This window comes from Azospirillum himalayense, from assembly GCF_042657465.1.
Lineage (GTDB): Bacteria > Pseudomonadota > Alphaproteobacteria > Azospirillales > Azospirillaceae > Azospirillum > Azospirillum himalayense.
This window is the reverse complement of the sequence record NZ_JBHSLC010000112.1, coordinates 17,680-35,080: the sequence shown is the minus strand read 5'-3', so window position 1 is coordinate 35,080 and position 17,401 is coordinate 17,680. Positions and strand designations below refer to the sequence as shown.

The 17,401-nt window shown below is 68.1% G+C and carries 12 protein-coding genes; 9 read left to right on the top strand and 3 right to left on the bottom strand.

The window, feature by feature from the left end; genetic code table 11:
- Positions 1 to 15 precede the first annotated feature (15 nt).
- Positions 16 to 2,091 (top strand): type VI secretion system Vgr family protein, encoded by a 2,076-nt coding sequence (locus ACFPMG_RS30565; RefSeq protein ID WP_376999309.1) that lies wholly within the window; start codon positions 16 to 18, stop codon positions 2,089 to 2,091.
- A gap of 1 nt (position 2,092) precedes the next feature.
- On the top strand, positions 2,093 to 2,773 hold the full coding sequence (locus ACFPMG_RS30560; protein WP_376999307.1) for a toxin-antitoxin system YwqK family antitoxin: 681 nt from the start codon (positions 2,093 to 2,095) through the stop codon (positions 2,771 to 2,773).
- Positions 2,774 to 2,916: 143 nt separating this feature from the next.
- Here ACFPMG_RS30560 and ACFPMG_RS30555 read toward each other — a convergent pair whose 3' ends face one another.
- From ACFPMG_RS30555 to ACFPMG_RS30545, 3 genes are all read right to left on the bottom strand, one after another.
- Positions 2,917 to 3,309 (bottom strand): DUF4280 domain-containing protein, encoded by a 393-nt coding sequence (locus ACFPMG_RS30555; protein ID WP_376999305.1) that lies wholly within the window; start codon positions 3,307 to 3,309, stop codon positions 2,917 to 2,919.
- Between the two features lie 94 nt (positions 3,310 to 3,403).
- The gene (locus ACFPMG_RS30550) at positions 3,404 to 4,603 is read right to left on the bottom strand and encodes a DNA polymerase IV (protein WP_376999303.1); all 1,200 of its coding nucleotides are present in this window, start codon (positions 4,601 to 4,603) and stop codon (positions 3,404 to 3,406) included.
- 146 nt (positions 4,604 to 4,749) lie between these two features.
- Positions 4,750 to 6,819, bottom strand: a complete 2,070-nt coding sequence (locus tag ACFPMG_RS30545) for a hypothetical protein (RefSeq protein WP_376999301.1) — start codon at positions 6,817 to 6,819, stop codon at positions 4,750 to 4,752.
- Between the two features lie 213 nt (positions 6,820 to 7,032).
- Between ACFPMG_RS30545 and ACFPMG_RS30540 the strand changes: the two genes are divergently transcribed.
- The 7 genes from ACFPMG_RS30540 to ACFPMG_RS30510 all read left to right on the top strand — a co-directional run bounded on the left by ACFPMG_RS30540 (position 7,033) and on the right by ACFPMG_RS30510 (position 17,263).
- Positions 7,033 to 7,338: a hypothetical protein gene (locus ACFPMG_RS30540; protein ID WP_376999299.1), complete on the top strand. Its 306-nt coding sequence runs from the start codon at positions 7,033 to 7,035 to the stop codon at positions 7,336 to 7,338.
- 3 nt (positions 7,339 to 7,341) lie between these two features.
- On the top strand, positions 7,342 to 7,659 hold the full coding sequence (locus ACFPMG_RS30535) for a hypothetical protein (protein ID WP_376999297.1): 318 nt from the start codon (positions 7,342 to 7,344) through the stop codon (positions 7,657 to 7,659).
- A gap of 43 nt (positions 7,660 to 7,702) precedes the next feature.
- Positions 7,703 to 9,343 (top strand): PepSY-associated TM helix domain-containing protein, encoded by a 1,641-nt coding sequence (locus ACFPMG_RS30530; protein ID WP_376999295.1) that lies wholly within the window; start codon positions 7,703 to 7,705, stop codon positions 9,341 to 9,343.
- Positions 9,344 to 9,479: 136 nt separating this feature from the next.
- Positions 9,480 to 11,483: a TonB-dependent receptor domain-containing protein gene (locus tag ACFPMG_RS30525; RefSeq protein ID WP_376999293.1), complete on the top strand. Its 2,004-nt coding sequence runs from the start codon at positions 9,480 to 9,482 to the stop codon at positions 11,481 to 11,483.
- A 121-nt stretch (positions 11,484 to 11,604) separates the two neighbouring features.
- On the top strand, positions 11,605 to 12,855 hold the full coding sequence (gene entS, locus ACFPMG_RS30520; protein ID WP_376999291.1) for an enterobactin transporter EntS: 1,251 nt from the start codon (positions 11,605 to 11,607) through the stop codon (positions 12,853 to 12,855).
- Positions 12,852 to 13,952, top strand: a complete 1,101-nt coding sequence (locus tag ACFPMG_RS30515; protein ID WP_376999288.1) for an efflux RND transporter periplasmic adaptor subunit — start codon at positions 12,852 to 12,854, stop codon at positions 13,950 to 13,952. The genes entS and ACFPMG_RS30515 overlap by 4 nt, the downstream gene beginning before the upstream one ends.
- Before the next feature lie 161 nt (positions 13,953 to 14,113).
- Positions 14,114 to 17,263, top strand: a complete 3,150-nt coding sequence (locus ACFPMG_RS30510) for an efflux RND transporter permease subunit (protein ID WP_376999286.1) — start codon at positions 14,114 to 14,116, stop codon at positions 17,261 to 17,263.
- Positions 17,264 to 17,401 lie beyond the last annotated feature (138 nt).

The following is a 17,401-nucleotide window of genomic DNA, read 5'->3' as shown; positions in this document are numbered from 1 at the left end:
CGGGGAGCGGCGAGGATGGCGAAGCGCTTTTCCCAGGACGGCCAGTATCTGTCCATCACCACCCCGCTGGGGGCGGACGCGCTGGCGCTGCGCACCATCGTGGGGGAGGAGCGGCTGTCGTCGCTGTTCATCTACCGCGTCACCATGATCTCGTCGGACGAGGACATCGCGTTCGACCGCGTCGTCGGCAAGGCGGTGACCGTCGCCATCACGCTCGGCGACCAGGAGACGGTGCGTTACATCAACGCCATCGTCGGCCGGATCGAGCTGACCCATGTCGACGACCGCGGCCAAGTCGCCCATTACGAGGCGGAGCTTCACCCTTGGCTGTGGATGCTGACCCATTCCGGCGACTGCCGCATCTTCCAGGAGAAGACGGTCCCGGAAATCGTCGAGGAGGTCTGCAAGGGCGCCGGCTACACCGATCTCAAGAAGTCGCTGACCGGCACCTACGCCAAGCGCGAATATTGCGTGCAGTACCGCGAGACCGACTACAACTTCGTCGCCCGGCTGCTCGAAGAGGAAGGCATCTTCTATTACTTCGCGCATGAGGACGGGAAGCACACGCTGGTGCTGGGCGACGGGGCCAACGCCTTCGCCAAGAGCACGCTGCTCGACGCCTTCGAATACCGCACCACCGAAGGGCACGACGACGAGGACCATGTGCTGAACGGTCTCAGCGTCGAGCGGCGCGTGACGACCAAGAGCTACGGCATCGACGGCTACCATTTCGAGACGCCCTCGACCGACCTTTATGCCACGGCGGAAGGCGCGTCGGGCTTCGGCACGGTCAGCGACTATATGGGCCGCCACACCACCTCTTCGGACGGCGAGGCGATGGCCAAGCTGCGCCAGCAGGCGCTGGCCTTCCCCGGACGCCGGGTGCGCGGCAGCGGCGAATGCCGGTCGCTGGAAGCGGGAACGCGCATCACCGTGTCCGGCCACAGCAAGAGCGACCTGAACGCCGAGTATGTCCTGTATTCCGTGCGCATCGACGGGGCGAGCGGCCATTTCAACGCCCATTTCACCGCCTTCCCGCCCGACCTGCCCTTCCGCCCGCTCGACACGGCGGTGAAGCCGCGCATCCACTCCACCCAGACCGCCATCGTCGTCGGCAAAAGCGGGGAGGAGATCTGGCTCGACAAGTACGGGCGCATCAAGGTGCAGTTCCACTGGGACCGGCTGGGCAAGAAGGACGAGAAAAGCTCCTGCTGGGTCCGCGTCGCGCAGAACTGGGCGGGCAAGAACTACGGCATCATGTTCTTCCCCCGCGTCGGGCAGGAGGTGGTGGTGACCTTCCTCGACGGCGATCCCGACCGCCCGCTGGTCACCGGCTCCGTCTACAACGCCGAGCAGACCGTGCCCTACACCCTGCCCGACGATTCGACCAAGAGCACCATCAAGACCCAGACATCGAAGAACGGCACCGGCAAGTTCAACGAGATCCGCTTCGAGGACAAGGCCGACGCCGAGGAGATTTTCGTTCACGCCCAGAAGGACATGAACGTCGAGGTGTTGAACGACGTGACCCGCCTCGTGAAGCACGACGAGGTGGAGACGGTCGAGAACGATAGCACCATCGACATCCAGCACGACCGCAAGCTGACCGTGAAGAACGATCACAGCATCACCGTGTCGGAAGGCAACGAGACTCACGAGGTCGCGAAGGGCACGCGCGCCGTGACGGTGAAGGGCAACGAGACCCACACCAACAAGGCGGACTTCATCCACAAGGCCGACGGCGACTACACCCTGACGGTGAAAGGCAACCTGACCATCGACGTGACCGGCGACGTGGTCATCAAGGGCAAGTCGGTCAAGGTGACCGCCACCTCCGGCGAGGTCGGCGTCAAGTCCGGCACGGACATGAAGCTCGACGCCGGCGGCGCCTTCAACGCGAAGTCCGGCATGGCCATGGAGATCAAGTCGGGCATGGGCATGGACATCAAGGCGAGCATGGGGATGAACCTGAAGGCCGGCATGGCCCTGACCGCCGAGGGGCTGTCCGCCACCCTGAAGGCCCAGACCATGGGCGAGGTCAGCGCCGGCGCCATCATGACCGTCAAGGGCACCCTGGTGAAGGTGAATTGAGATGGCCGACGAAAGCCCACCTGAAGCCCGGATTGCCGATCCCCAGCCCGTGGAGGAGCGCGACGAGCAGGGCCGCATCGTGCGCAGCGGCGAGATGCGCGACGAGCAGTTCCATGGCCTCTACACCGCCTACGGCGAGGACGGGCACCCGATCCTGCGCGCCCGGCTGCGCGCCGGGAAGTTGCACGGGGAGGTGCGCAACTACGCACCCGGCGGCGCCCTGGTCCAGGTGGCGGAGTATGCGGACGGCGTTCAGCACGGCCAGACCACCTTCTACGCCAACGCCCGCCCGACCTGCCGCATGACCTACAGCGGCGGGCTCCTCAACGGCCCGTCCGTCTTTTTCCACGAGACCGGCACGGTGGCCGCCGTCTTCCAGTATTGCGACGGCAAGCGCGAGGGCGAGGCGCTGTTCCACAGCCCGCAAGGCCGTCCGATGCGGCGCGAGAGCTACGCCAACGACCGCCTGCACGGCCCGGTCCTGGGCTATTACGACGACGGCACGGTGAGCGAGCGCGCCGCCTTCCTGGACGGGCTTCAGGACGGGGTGCTGCGCCGCTTCTTCCCCTCCGGCGCGCTGATGCAGCACGGCGTCTACCGCCGCGGCCTGCTGATCGAACCGCTGCGGACCTATTCGGAGGACGGAAAGGAGATCGCCGTGCTGCAGCCCCCGGCGGGGTGAGAGCATTCCGAGAGCGAGGACGTTGCCCCCACCCCGGCCCTCCCCCGCTGACGCAGGGGAGGGTGCCTTCTGCGAAGCGGCGGCAGTCCCCTCCCCTGCGATAGCGGGGGAGGGTTAGGGTGGGGGCAAAACCCACGCACACCTCACGGCGTCTGCACCGTGAACTGCCCCGGCACGACGATCTGGATCACCCCGCCCCAGTTGCACATCAGCTTGCTGGTGGAGGTCAGGGCCGGCATGTTGCCGACCATCACCGTGGGCGCGCCGGGCACCCAGGGAGCGACGGTGCAGGGGACGCAGGGCTGCGGCTTGATCACGCCCGGCGGCGGCACCGGAATCATCGAGGCGACCACGGGGTTGGCCGGGCTGGTGCACACGCCGAAGGGCGGGATGTTCATGATGGGCTTGTTGTCCATGATGTTCGCCATCGGCGGCCCTCCGGCCATCGTCCGGTTCAGCGGCAGCACCACCAGCGCGGACGGCGCCGCCCCGAAGCTGCAGCTCATCATGGCGCCCGCGCACACCGCCTGACTCATCCCGTTCCTCCATCCCGAAACGACGGCTGGAAGAGTGGGCCTCTCCACCGCCCCGCGGCAAGCGGTCCCTGGACCGGAATGGTCCGAATTCGCTTCAGCCCGGCGGAGACGGGCCGAGTCCGTCGAACAGCCCCGGCTCCGCCTCGGTCTCCGGGTCGAGCAGGTCGGTGCAGCCGACGCCGATCAGACGGATCGACCGCCCGGCCGGCTCCGCGTCCAGCATCTCGCAGCCGGTCTGCCAGATCAGCCCCGCCGACCGCGCGGGCGGATCGACGCGGCGGGAGCGGGTGATCGTCTGGAAATCGGCGGTCTTCATCTTCAACACCACGCTGCGCCCCCGCAACCCCGCGGCGGACAGGCGGCGCGCCACCGTCTCGGCCAGCGGGAGCAGCGCGTCCTTCAGCGCGGCCTTGTCGGCGGTCTCCCAATCGAAGGTCGTCTCGGCGGAAATGCTCTTGCTCGGCGACTCCGGCTCCACCCGGCGGTCGTCCTGGCCGCGGGCGAAGCGGTGCAGCAGGCGGCCCATCTTGCCGTGGCGGCGCACCAGATCGATCTCCGACCAGCCGCGCAGGTCGCCGACCGTGCGGATGCCGTCCGATTGCAGCTTGCGCTGAAGCACCGGCCCGACGCCCCACAGGATCGACACCGGCTTGGGCGCCAGGAAGTCGAGCGCCTGCCCCCGCCCGATCACCGAGAAGCCCCGTGGCTTTTCAAGGTCGGAGGCGATCTTGGCGAACAGCTTGTTGTAGCTGAGCCCGACCGAGGCGGTGATGCCCAACTGGTTCTCGAAGCGGCGGACCAGTTCAGCCAGCGCCTGGGCCGGGCTGATGCTCAGACGCTCGGCCACGCCGGACAGGTCGAGGAAGGCCTCGTCGATGGACAGCGGTTCCACCAGCGAGGTGAAGGCGTGCATCAACTCCCGCGCCTGCCGCCCCACGGTCTTGTACTTCGCCATGTCGGGCCGCAGCACGACGGCGTCCGGGCAGGCCTCCAGCGCCTGCCACATCGGCATGGCCGAGCGCACCCCGGCCATCCGCGCGATGTAGCAGCAGGCGGCCACCACCCCGCGCCGGTCGCCGCCGATGATCAGCGGGCGGCTGACCAATTCGGGCCGGTCGCGCTTTTCCACCGTCGCGTAGAAGGCGTCGCAGTCGATGTGGCCGATGGCGAGGCCGTGCAGTTCCTCATGGCGAATCAGCCGCCGGCCGCCGCATTTCGGGCAGCGCGGCTCGCTCCCGCGGAGGGCCGCTGCGCAGTCGCGGCACAGGGCCTTGCAATCGTCGAACACAGCCATGGCCGCAGTCTAGCAGCAGAGCGTCCGTGGCGGGGCAGGAATGTTCCTGTCTCGTTCCATTTTTTCCGATCAGGACCGTTCTAAAACGCGGGAAGGAGGGTGAAACGGAGCGTGAAGTCCCTGCCGGTTCGCGACGATTTCTCCCATCACGTCGCGCACGCCGCCACGACCCGTTCGCCCTCGATTTTGAGCAGCATCGTCACCGGTTGAAGCCGTTCGATCATCACCGTCTCGGCCGCCCGGATGTCCAGGCTGATCTGCTCCCGGCAGGACGCCACCTCACTCACCAGCGTTTCGTTCCAGGCGAGCAGCGCCAGCTTGCGCTCGTTCAACGTCGCCGTCCTGTTCCACAGGGAGGAAAGCCCCTTCACCTTCTCCCGCATGATCCGGTCGGTCTCCTTGAGGAGATCGCCACTGTCATCCAACGCCCTGATCGCCTCCTGGATGCTGCGCTTGCGATTCTCCTTCAGCTGCTCCTCGCCCGGGAAAGCGACCAGAAGCTGCCAGCCGCAAGCGCGGGCGCGGATGCAGAGCAGCAGTTGGCGGTACAGATCGTCGAGCTGTTCCTGGTGCGCCTTGATCGCCTCCTGCATGCCCTTCGAGCCGAACATGTCGCTGTCCTTGACATCGAGGATGTTCTGGCTTTCGTGGCGGATGTCCTCCAGCAGATGATCCTGGACCTGGAGCAGATGCGCCTCGTGATGCTCGATCTGGTTTCGGATGCCGTCTGGCCATTCGCCGGCCAGCACCGAGGGAGCGATCTGCTCGAAATAGCGGAGGGCACCGGTCAGGACCGCGCGGCGCTCGTTGCTTTGGAAGCGCTGGATGCGGTCCACCGCCGCCTTGATCTCGGAGAGCTTCCGACTGATGTCGGCCAGATGCTTCTGCGCGACCGCCACGGACGCGATCTGGAACAGGGCCCCCGCGTTCACGATGTTGGACAGGTCGGAGGCCTCGAACAGCCGAGCCTGTTCCGAGACGCCCTTCCCGTTGTGCACCCAGCCTCGGAAGCCGCCACCGTCCGCCCGCACAAGTTGCCCGTTGACCACCACCTCCATGTAGTTGGTCGTCGCAACGTGCAACGCGGTCCCAAGGTTCGGAACCGCCTGGAGCAGCGGGTTCAGCCGGCTGATGCCGTTGTCCGATTCCGAGACGGGATGCCAGGCTCGCGCCGACGGCTCGGGAATCCGGGACAGCGCCAGCACCGGCCGGCCGTCCGTGGCGCCGATGACCAGACGAGCGGCTGACGCGTCGGCTGGGACGGTCGCGTCGTCGGTGACACGATCGGTCCGCTCCGTATCGGACACCACCGCCGACCCGCCGGCCGACAGGTGATCCAGGTGTTTCCTGCGCAGGTAAGCGAGATGCAGGACACACGGAACGGTCACCTTGAAGAGCGGTTCTGACAGGCTGAACCCCGAGGTGTCGAGCCCCAAGGACCGGAGCGCGGCAAGCGAGAGCACCGGCAAGCCGCCCACGGAGGCTATGGCCGCTACCGATGCCGCCTTGCCCGTAAACTCCACGGCCTTGGCCACGATGGCCGGCTGGTCCTCCGCACGCAGCGGCGACAGCCGTTCCCCAGCCTGAAGCGCGCGGGAAAACAGGGAATTGGCTCGTGCCTTGGCCGCCGTCGCCACGGAAGCGGCCATGCCGGAGACCTCCCGTGCCTTCGACAGGACCGCGGTCTGCTCGTCCGCGCTCAGCGCGGCAATGTGATCACGGAGATGCGCCGCGTGGGACAGCAGTGAGTTCGCGCCGTCCCTGGCCGTCGTCACAATCGTGGCCGCGCTGATCGAGGCTTCCTCCCGCGCCTTCGCCAAGACCGCCGCCTGCTCGTCGGGGGCCAGCGCCATCAGTTGCTGGCCCAGGTGAAGGGTGAGGAGATTGCTTTCGTTTTTGACGGTGTTGCCAGGCTCGTGCGGCACGTCGAGCTTCTTGCAGACGTCGACGACCAGACGGTCGTAGGCGGGCCCTTCCCCACGGCTTCCACCGGCTGCGGGACGATCACCGCACCGGCGAAGCGCATCGCCGATCAGACGATGGTAGATCGAATGCCGGGGCTTGAGCCTGCGATACGCCTCGTCCGCCTCGAAGAAGTCCGGCTGAGCCTCGGCAAGACACGCAACCAGGGGCTCAAGGTCCGAATCGGTGCACACCGACAGAAGCGCATAGAGGTCCCCCCGACGGATCGCCTCGTTCCTCTCATCCACACCCATTCCCCCGTCCTCCCGTCCCTTGCCGCCCATTCCCCACGATCACCCTCAGGGGTTGACCATGTGGGGACAACCCAACCGGCGCAAGAACCAATTTCGCTCGAACGCGCAGAGCCGAAAGAAGGAAAGCCCATGAGTGCAATTAGGAATCACTTGCAATTTCAATTACCGATTGGCAAAACGTGACGCTCATCAACCATGTCGGAGTGGCGCGCCATGATTGACAGCGCATCGATGGCAGGAACCGCCCTTCACGGGCTGGCCTTGGCCGCGACCATGGCCGGAATCACCGGCTTCTACCTTTCGGCACCACGCCAGCAATGGCTGACGCGCCCGTTGGCAGCACGCCGCAGCCGCGTGGCTGGAACACTCGCTCTGCTGGAGGGATGGCTGCTGTGGTCGGTGGTGATGCATCCGGTGACCGCATTGTTCACCAGCCTCACCGTGGCGATGCTGCTCCTGACCATTCTGCCCTTCGCCGCCGCCGCCCGCGGCGCCATGCTCGCACGTCGGGAGGGCTGAGCGTTGGTCGACGCCTCCTCCACCCGCAACACACCGACGCCGATCCGCCCTGACTGGTGGAGCAAGATCCTGGCCGGGGTGGTCCTGGGCTTCGCGCTGGCCATCGCTCTGTCGGGACTGTTCGCCTGGATCGGCCCCGGCGGGCCGGCCGCGGTGAACAAGCTGCAATTCATCATGTGGCTCGTCGTTCCAATCTGGCTGGGAGTGTTCAGTTTCAGCTTCCTGTTCCGCAGCGGGCGCCAAGCCTGGCTGTGGCTGGGCTGCGCCAGCGTCCTGGCCCACACCGCGCTGCTCGCCGCCCGCGGCCCGCTGCTGCATTGACCCTCCGCCCACCCGTCCCGCCCTCACAGCCGCGAGCCGAGCCATGGCCATCCGCACCGACGTCGTGCGCATCTACCGTCAGGTTCACACCTGGACCGGCATCCTGACCGGCCTGATCCTGTTCGTCTGCTTCTATGCCGGCGCCCTGACGATGTTCAAGGAGCCGCTGGAACGCTGGATCACGCCGCCGGCGGCGGTGACGCCGGCGACGCTCGACCGGGCGGAGGATCTGGTCGCCGCCACGCGCGCCCTGCGGCCGGAGGTGCGGGACTTCACCCTGGCGGTCGAACCGGCGCTGGCCGGAGAGGCGCCGTTGCGTCTGACCTGGACGGAGGATCGCTTCGACCCCGCCCCCTGGGCCGCCACCCTGGCGCCGGACGGGAGCGTGGCGGTGGAGCAGCTCAACCCGTCCGGCATCGGGCTGCTGGTGGATTTCCTGCACCGCACCGTGGGCATTCCGGGCGATCTCGACATCGGCACGACGGTGACCGGCATCGCCAGCGCGCTCTATGTGGTGGCGCTGGTGTCGGGCGTGATCATCCTGCTGCCGTCGCTGGTCAAGGATTTCCTGATCCTGCGCGTCACCCGGAACGTGAAGCGCCTGTGGCTGGACGCCCACAACCTGCTGGGGCTGATCAGCCTGCCCTTCCACCTCGTCATCGCCCTGTCGGCGGTGGTGTTCGGGCTGCACGACCACATCTACGACACGTTGGACCGCGTGGTCTATGGCGGGCAGATGCGCGCCGTGGCGGCGGCCAGCAGCCCCTTCCGCACCGTCTCGAAGGATATGGGTCCGGCGGGGATGCTGCCGCCCAAGGAGTTCCTGACCCGCGTCCACAGCCTCGCCCCCGGCTTCCAGCCGGTCAGCCTGGAGTATCACGACGCCGGCACCGGGGCCGCCACCGTGCGCGTCTGGGGACACGACCCGCGCTATCTGGTGCGGCGGGAGGGCTTCGTCCTGATGGGGGCGGTGGACGGCCGGATCATCGACACCGAATACATGCCGGGGCACCAGAACGGTTGGTCGGCGACCGTCTCCGCCTTCTTCGCGCTGCATTTCGGGAGCTTCGGCGGCGGCATCGTGCGCTGGTCCTACTTCCTGCTCGGGCTGGCCGGGGCGGCGCTCTTCTACACCGGCAACCTGCTGTGGATCGAGTCGCGGCGGCGGACGGAGCGGCAGGCAAAGGGCCGGCCAGCCGGCAGTCCGGTCGAGCAGAGCCGCGCCACCCGCCTGCTGGCGTCCGGAACGGTCGGAGTCTGCCTGGGCTGCGTGGCCGGCCTGTCGCTGACCATCGCCGCCGGGAAATGGCTGAGCGGGCTGGTGGACGACCTGCACGCCTGGCATTGGGGCGTCTACTACACGGTCTTCCTGGGGGCGTGCGCCTGGGCCTTTCTTCGCGGGGCGTCCCGCGCGGGGGTGGAGCTTCTGTGGGCCAGCGCGGCGGCCACCGCCGCCATCCCGGCGACCTCACTGCTCGGCCTCGTCATGCCGGGTCTCTGGGTGTCGGACGGACTGATCGGAGTCGATCTGGTGGCGCTAGCCGGCGCCTTGGCCTTCGCCGCCATGGCCCGGGGAGCGGAGCGGCGCGCCCTCAGCGGCCCGCGGGACAGCGTTTGGGCGGCCGCGGTGGAGCGCCCGAAATCGGAGATGGGCACCCAGCCGCTGGCCCACCCGGCGGAGTGATCGGACCCGCTTAAAAAACAACTCCGCCGAGTCATAGTCCTTGCAGCGAAAAGGGATATGCACTAACAATCGAAAGGCGTAGTTGAGAATGATTCGCATTAGCAATTACGTATTTGCCTAATCAGGGGATATGAGCATGACCATTCGCACAGCGGGGGCGTGTGCAGAGGAAGGGACGGCGGCGGGCCGTCCGGTGGCTGCGGTGAAATCCGCAACCATGGTGGGTGCGGCTCTGGCGGCGGCGCTGGCGGGGGGAACGCCGGCGCTGGCCCAGCAGGCCGCCTCGGAAGGGTCGCCCGCTGCCGTCCAGACGCTGGGGCCGGTGACGGTGACGGCGACCGGCACGGCGCAAAGCACGCTGACCGCTCCCGCCTTCACCACCGTCATCACGTCGGAGGACCTGAAGAAGGAGGGAGTCGCCTCCTCCGGCCTGCCGGAAGTCCTGGGCCGCTCGGTGGGCGTGAACGACCGCACCGACGCTACGGGCCGCGACGAGGTGGTGATCCGCGGGATGGGCCAGAACTACTCGCTGGTGCTGGTGAACGGACGCCGCGTCTCCACCTCCGACGCGCTGTGGCGCGGCGGCGATTTCGACTACCACTCGATCCCGATGTCGGCCATCGAGCGGGTGGAGGTCGTGCGCGGCCCGATGTCGTCGCTCTACGGATCGGACGCCATCGGCGGCGTGGTCAACATCATCACCAAGAAGCCGACCGACACATGGTCCGGTGAGATCAACGGCGACTACCGCGTCGTCGAGCCGGGCCGCGGCGGCACCCAGTACCGCACCGGTCTCTACGCCGCCGGCCCGATCGTGGACAAGGTCTCGGCCTCGGTCTCCGCCGAGTATTTCAACCGGCAGGCCTGGTACGACGACTCCCGCTACAACGGCGTCGTTCCGGTCCTTGAAAAGAAGAACCTGGCGAACCTGCTGACCACGCTTGCCTGGGACGTCACGGAGAACCAGACGCTGGAGGCCAACTACGGCCTGAACCGCGACAACCGGCCCCGCGGCTATTACGACCGCTGGCTCTCCTCCCAGAAACAGGAGATCGTCCGAAACACCTTCGGCGCCGCCCACCGCGGCAACTGGGGCTGGGGCGACACGCTGGTGGAGGCCAACTACGAAGACGGCCGCATCGACGACTACAACTCGTCCTTCAACGCGCCGCAGCAGCGGCACCTGAAGGAGAAGAACCTGTTCCTGCACGGCCGCAGCAACTTCCAGCTCGGCTTCAACCGGCTGACCGCGGGCGCGGAATACCGCAAGCAGACGGTGGAGGACCCCAACACCTTCCTGCAGTCCGGCAAGTCGGAGATCGGGCAGAAGGCGGTCTATCTCCAGGACCAGATCGGGCTGATCGACGGGCTGTCCCTGACGGTCGGCACGCGCTACGACCATCACGAGATCTTCGGCGGCAACTTCACCAGCCGCGCCAACGTCGTCTACGCGCTGACCGATGGGTTGTCGCTGAAGGCCGGCGTCAGCCAGGGCTACAAGGCGCCGGACGCCTACCAGCTCAGCCGCGAATACCGGGTGGTGAGCTGCGGCGGCCGCTGCTTCCTGTCGGGCAACCCGGACCTCGAGCCGGAGACCAGCACCAACTACGAGATCGGCCTGGAAACCCGCTATGACCGCTGGGACGGCAGCGTCGTGCTGTTCCACAACAAGGTCAAGGACATGATCCAGGCGGTCTACGATCCGGTGGCCGTCGCCCGCAATTGGAGCAACATCAACAACGTGGACATCTCGGGCGTCGAGGTGACGGGCTCGGTCAGCCTGACTCCGAAGCTGCTGCTGTCGGGCAACTACACCTACCTCTACACCGAACAGAGCAACGGTGCGGAGCTGGACTACCGTCCGCGCCACAAGTTCAACGCCTCCCTGACCTGGCAGGCGCTGGACACCGTCAGCACATCGGTGTCGACCAGCTACACCGGACGTCAGCTTCAGGGCACCAGCAAGATGCCCGGCTACACCCTGCTGAACTGGGGCGTCAGCGCCGACGTCACCGAGGCGCTGACCGTCGGGGCCGGCGTCAAGAACATCACCGACGTCATCCTCAGCGAGAAGAACGTCAACTTCACGTCGGTGGAAGTGGGACGCAACTACTACGTCTCTGCCAACTACCGCTTCTGATCCGCCGCCGCCCGTCCCCGGCCTGCTCCGGGGGCGGGCGCGCCCGCTGTCTGAAAGCCGCCCTCGGTCCCATTGCCGCGGGCGCCGGTGCCGGAAAGGCCCGCCCCGGAAAGGCCCGCTGATGAGCCTGTCGAACCTTTTCGTCGATCTCAGCCTTCTGAGAACCAACCCCGATTTCCGCCGCGTGCTGATCGCCCGGATGATCTCGCTGATGGCGCTCGGCCTGCTGTCGGTGGCGGTGCCGCTTCAGGTCTACGCCCTCACCGGGTCGAGCCTTCAGGTCGGGATCGCCGCCGCCTGCGACGGCGTCGGCATGTTCCTGGGCCTGCTGCTGGGCGGCGTGCTGGCTGACCGGATGGACCGACGCCGGCTGATCCTGTTCGCCCGCAGCGTCTGCGGCCTGGGCTTCCTCGGGCTGGCGGCCAACGCGGCGCTGCCCTCCCCGTCCCTTCCGGCGATCTACGCCCTGTCCTTCTGGGACGGCTTCTTCGGAGCCATCGGCGTCAACGCCCTGCTGGCGGCGATGCCTCATCTCGTCGGGCGCGCCAATCTGGTGCAGGCCCGCGCGTTGGGTATGCTGTCGATGCGCGTCGCCACCATCCTGTCGCCGGCGCTGGGCGGCCTGCTGATCGCCGGGCTGGGCGTCGGCTGGGTCTATCTGCTGACGGCGCTGGGCACCGGGCTGACCGTTCTGACCCTGCTCGGCCTGCCCCGGATGATACCGCAGGGCGAGGCCGGGGAGAATCCACTGCGCGCCATGACGCAGGCCTTCGCCTTCCTGTTCGGCCACAAGGTGATCTTGAGCGTGGTCGCTCTCGGTTGCCTGACCACGGTCGCCACCTCCATCCGCATCCTCTTCCCGGCTCTGGTCGAAGAGGTGTTCGGCGGCGGCGCCTTCGAAACCGGGCTGATGTACAGCGCCGTTCCCATCGGGGCGACGCTGGGCGCTGCGCTCAGCGGCTGGGCCGCGCGGCTGGAGCGGCCGGGTCTGGCGATGGGCGGCGCCTGCATGAGCGCCTTCGCCTGCGTCGCCGTGATCGGGGCGGCCGGAAGCCTTTATGTGGCGCTGCCGCTGCTGGTGCTGTTCGGCTACGCCACCTCCGTCGCCTCGCTTCTCGAATACAGCATGGTCCAGGGCCACACGCCCGACCGGCTGCTGGGCCGCGTCAACAGCCTGTGGACCGCTCAGGACGTGTTCGGCGACGGTGCCGGCACCATCGGCATGGGCCTGCTGGCGACGCTGCTGAGCCCAGCTGTGGGAATCCTGGCGCTGGGCCTGGGCGCATTGGCGCTCGCCGCCGCCGTGACCGCCACCGCCACCACGATGCGCGGAGCGCCGATGAGCGACCCCGCCCTGGAGGGAAACGGATGATGGGGAAACGGATGATGAGCTGCGCCATGCCGATCCTGCTGACCGCCGCCCTGCTCGCCGCGGCGCTTCCCGCCGCCGCCCAGACGCGGGTGAAGGTGACGGCGGTGGTCGCCGCCCCCGTCCGCCAGACGCTGCAGCTCCCCGGCACGCTGGTGTCGCCGCAGAGCAGTGCCTTGTCCGCCCAGGTCGAGGGCCGGGTGGACGCCCTGATGGTCGAGGCCGGCGATCGGGTGGAGGCCGGGCAACCCCTGCTGCGGCTGGACGACACCGTCGCCCGGCTGGAGCTGGAGCGGCTGGAGCATTCCCTGGCCGAGGCCGAGCATCTGCAGCGCGACGCCCTGCGGCTGGCCCGCGAGGCCGAGGCGCTGGCCGGCGTGCAGACCGTCTCGCAGTCCCGCTACCGCACGCAGCTCGCCCAGGCCGCCATCGAGGAGGCCAAGGTCCGCCAACTCCGCGCCGCCGTCGCCATTCAAAGGGAACAGAAGGCACGTCACGGGCTGACTGCGCCCTTCGCCGGGGTGGTGACCGAACGGCGCACCGAACGCGGGCAATGGGTGGGGGCGGGCGTCTCCGTGCTTCAGCTCACCGCCACCGACCCGCTGCGCGTCGTCGTCGATGTGCCGGAGCGCCAGCACGGGCGAATCACCGCCGGCACGCCGGTCACCGTTCAGGTCGCCGACGCACCGGAGGGGGCCGGCATCGCCGCGGCGGTCGAGCGGGTGGTGCCCGCCGCCGATCCGGTCAGTCGCAGCTTCCGCGTCCACATCGCGCTTCCCAATCCGGACGGCCGGCTGATGCCCGGCATGTCGGCGCGCATCGGCGTCGCGCTTGGTCCCGCGCCGGGAACCGCGGAGATCGCGCTCCAGGTCCCGGCGGACGCGGTCCAGCGCCATCCCGACGGCAGCGCCCGCGTCTGGGTGGTCCAGCGCGGTGACGACGGGGCGGTGGCCCGCCCGGTGGCGGTGCGCACGGGCCGCCATTCCGGCGACCACGTGGAAGTCCTCAGTCCCGAGCTTCGCCCCGACGATCTGGTGGTCGTCCAGGGCAACGAGGGCCTGCGCCCCGACCAGCCGGTCGTCCCGGACATGGTGGGGTGAGGAGTTCAGCCCTCTCCCCTCTGGGGAGAGGGTGCCCGCGAAGCGGGCGGTGAGGGGGGTGCGCTCGGCGGAACGTGCGGCAAAAGCACAGCCCCCTCACCCTAACCCTCTCCCCAGAGGGGAGAGGGAAAAAAAACTACAAGTTCCTATCCGGAGTCGCGATGACCCGCCTGATCCTGCGCAACCCGCTGGCCGCTTTGGTGTCGGTCCTGATCCTGTGCCTGCTGGGCGCGGTGTCGGTCTTCCGCATTCCGGTGCAGATGATCCCCGACATCAGCCCGCGCCGGATCATGGTGGAAACCAACTGGCCCGGCGCCACCCCGCAGGACGTCGAGCAGGAAATCCTGATCGAGCAGGAGAAATACCTGCGCGCCATCCCCGGTCTCGTCCGCCTGTCCTCCAGCGCCGAGTTCGGCGGCGGTCAGGTGGAGCTGGAGTTCCCCTCCGGCACCTCCGTCGACGAGGCGCTGATCCACATCGACAACGCGCTGTCGCAGGTCACCGACTATCCGGAGACGGTGGACCGCCCGCGCATCGTCGCCGAATCCGCGACGGCGGAGCCTTTCCTGTTCTTCGGCGTCGAGCGGCTTGATGGTGCCACCGACCCAGTGTCCATCCAGCGCGAGACCAATTGGATTGAGAACGTCCTGCGGCCGCGGCTGGAGCGTGTGGCCGGCGTGGCGAAGGCCGAGGTGATCGGTGGTGCCGCGCAGGAGATCCACATCCTGCTCGACCCGCTGAAGCTGTCCGCCCGCAATCTGAATGTGGGGACGGTGCGCGACGCCGTGCGGGCGCGCAACCGCGACGTCTCCGGCGGCGACCGCGACTTCGGCAAGCGCCGCTATTTCCTGCGCACCATCGGGCGCTTCGCCGACCTGGAGGATCTGGCCGACCTGATCGTCGCGCGCGAGAACGGCACAGCCATCCACCTGCGCGACGTCGGATCGGTGACCATGGCGACCCAGGAGGCGCGCAGCGTCGCCTTCGCCGACGGGCGCCCCACCCTGCTCGTCACCATCGGCAAGCGGGCCGGCGCCAACGTCATCGCCGTCAAGGAGGCGGTGAGCGACGCGGTGGAGGAGCTGAACCGCCACGCCCTGAAGGAGCGCGGGCTGACCATGCGGCTGCTGTCGGAGGACGTGCGCTACATGGAACGGTCCATCGACAACGTGCTGAGCAACCTGATCGCCGGCAGCGTCCTGGCCGCGGTGGTGCTCCTGCTGTTCCTGCGCTCCGTCCCGGCGACCGCGGCGGCGGCGGCCAGCATGCCGGTCTGCACGCTGGCAACCCTGCTGGTCCTGGCGGCAGCCGGGCGCAGCATCAACGTGATCTCGCTGTCCGGCGTCGCCTTCGCCATCGGCATGACGCTGGACAACAGCGTGGTCGCGCTGGACGCCATCGCCCGCCATCTGCGCATGGGCAAATCGAAGGCCGCCGCGACCGAGGACGGCATCGCCGAGGTGTGGCCGGCGATCCTGTCCTCCACCCTCACCACCGTCCTGGTCTTCCTGCCGGTGCTGTTCATCACGGCGGAGGCCGGGCAGCTCTATTCCGACATCGCCATCGCCATCACCGGCGCCGTCGTCATGTCGATGGTCGCCGCCCTGCTCCTGGTTCCCGTCGTCGCCGGGCGCTGGTCGGTGGCCTCTCCAGCCGCAAAGGCTTCAAAGGAAGGCGCGCTGGGCGTGGCGGTGCGCTGGATGCTGCGCAGCGCCCGGCGGGAGCTGGCGATCCTCGCCGTCTCCGCCGCGGCCATGGTGGCCGTCATGCTCACCATGGTGCCGCCCGCCGAATATCTGCCGGAGGGCGAGGAGGCCACCGTCTTCAGCTTCATGGCCGCCCCGCCCGGCTACAGCATGGAGTCGATGCAGGAGGTCTGGCAGCAAATCGACCCGCTGCTGAGCCGCCAAGTGGGTGCTGCGGACACCGACGCCGAGACCGGCATCCCGCCGCTGCGCGTCAATCTCAGTTTCATCCGCCCCGGCTTCATCCGCTTCGTGACGGAGCCGATGAACCCCGCCGACACCGACGCGCTGATCGCCAACGTCACCAAGCGGATGCGGGCGATTCCCGGCATGCGGGGCTTCGCCGCGCGCGGGTCGATCTTCTCCGGCAACAGCGGCGGTGCCCGTGCCATCCGGCTGGAGCTGAGCGGCGGCGACCTGACCACGCTCTACGCCACGGCGCTGACGGTGCTCGACCGTGCGGGCGATCTGTTCCCCGACGGGCAGGTCAACAGCGACCCCTCCCCGCCCACTCTGGCCATGTCGCAGCCCTTCCTGGAACTGCACCCGAACTGGGAGCGCGCGGGTGAGATGGGCATCGGGCTGGCCGAGCTGGGCTACACGCTGCGCGCCTATTCGGACGGTGCCTTCGCCGACGAGTATCTGCTGAACGACGAGACGCTGGACGTCTATCTGCGGGTCGCCGGGGGCATGGGCCGCGACCGTCAGAGCTTCGCCGATCTGGTGCTCCACACCGGCCGCGGCGCCCCGGTGCCGCTGTCCAGCTTGGCGGAACTGCGGGAAACCGTGGGTTCCTCCAGCATCGCACGGATCGACGGGTTCCGGACGGTCACCCTGACCATCATCCCGCCGCGGTCGGTGGCGCTGGAATCCGGCATCGCCGCGGTGCGCATCGATCTGGTGGACCGGCTGCGCGCCGAGGGCGTGATTCCCGACGGGATGAGCACCCGCATCACCGGGGCCGGCGGATCGCTGGACGAGCTGCGCTCCGCCCTGGCCGGCGGGTTCCTGCTGGCGCTCGCCATCACCTATCTGGTTCTGGTCGCCGTCTTCTCGCACTGGGGCTACCCGCTGATCATCATGGCGGTGGTGCCCACGGGGATCGGCGGCGGGCTGGTCGGGTTGTGGCTCTACAACCTCGCCGCCGGTCTGCCCGGAGGCTTCGGCCCACCCCAGCCCTTCGACGTGCTGACGATGATGGGCTTCCTGGTTCTGGTCGGGACGGTGGTGAACAACCCCATCCTGATCGTCGAGCAGGCCGCCGTGAACCGACGGACACACGGCATGTCCGGGGCGGAGGCCATCGCCGACGCCTTGCAGAGCCGACTGCGCCCCATCCTGATCACCACGGTGACGACCGTCGCCGGCCTGATCCCGATGGTCGCGGTGTCCAGCGCCGGGACGGAGCTGTACCGCGGGCTGGGGCTGGTCGTTCTGTGCGGCCTGCTGATCTCCAGCCTGGTGACGGTGACGGTCCTGCCCGTGGTGTTGTCGCTGGTCTTCCGCCTGTCCGACCGTCTGGGCGCCATTATGCACGACCGGAGGACGGCGGAAGCGGGAGACTGAGTCCGAAAGCGAGAGAAACATATTCCGTAATGCAAAAAATACTTGCGCACCCTGAAGCATAACCCTATATTGCGAATGAGAATTATTCGCAATATATGCGAACGCAAACTGCGGTCCCGGCAGAAGGCCGGTGGCGAT

Excerpts from the sequence above, each read along its gene's own strand:
- ACFPMG_RS30510 (WP_376999286.1), top strand. The coding sequence starts at position 14,114 with ATGACCCGCCTGATCCTGCGCAACCCGCTGGCCGCTTTGGTGTCGGTC.
- ACFPMG_RS30555 (WP_376999305.1), bottom strand. The coding sequence starts at position 3,309 with ATGAGTCAGGCGGTGTGCGCGGGCGCCATGATGAGCTGCAGCTTCGGG.
- ACFPMG_RS30525 (WP_376999293.1), top strand. The coding sequence starts at position 9,480 with ATGACCATTCGCACAGCGGGGGCGTGTGCAGAGGAAGGGACGGCGGCG.
- ACFPMG_RS30545 (WP_376999301.1), bottom strand. The coding sequence starts at position 6,819 with ATGGGTGTGGATGAGAGGAACGAGGCGATCCGTCGGGGGGACCTCTAT.
- ACFPMG_RS30560 (WP_376999307.1), top strand. The coding sequence starts at position 2,093 with ATGGCCGACGAAAGCCCACCTGAAGCCCGGATTGCCGATCCCCAGCCC.
- ACFPMG_RS30565 (WP_376999309.1), top strand. The coding sequence starts at position 16 with ATGGCGAAGCGCTTTTCCCAGGACGGCCAGTATCTGTCCATCACCACC.
- ACFPMG_RS30530 (WP_376999295.1), top strand. The coding sequence starts at position 7,703 with ATGGCCATCCGCACCGACGTCGTGCGCATCTACCGTCAGGTTCACACC.
- ACFPMG_RS30550 (WP_376999303.1), bottom strand. The coding sequence starts at position 4,603 with ATGGCTGTGTTCGACGATTGCAAGGCCCTGTGCCGCGACTGCGCAGCG.
- entS (WP_376999291.1), top strand. The coding sequence starts at position 11,605 with ATGAGCCTGTCGAACCTTTTCGTCGATCTCAGCCTTCTGAGAACCAAC.
- ACFPMG_RS30515 (WP_376999288.1), top strand. The coding sequence starts at position 12,852 with ATGATGGGGAAACGGATGATGAGCTGCGCCATGCCGATCCTGCTGACC.
- ACFPMG_RS30540 (WP_376999299.1), top strand. The coding sequence starts at position 7,033 with ATGATTGACAGCGCATCGATGGCAGGAACCGCCCTTCACGGGCTGGCC.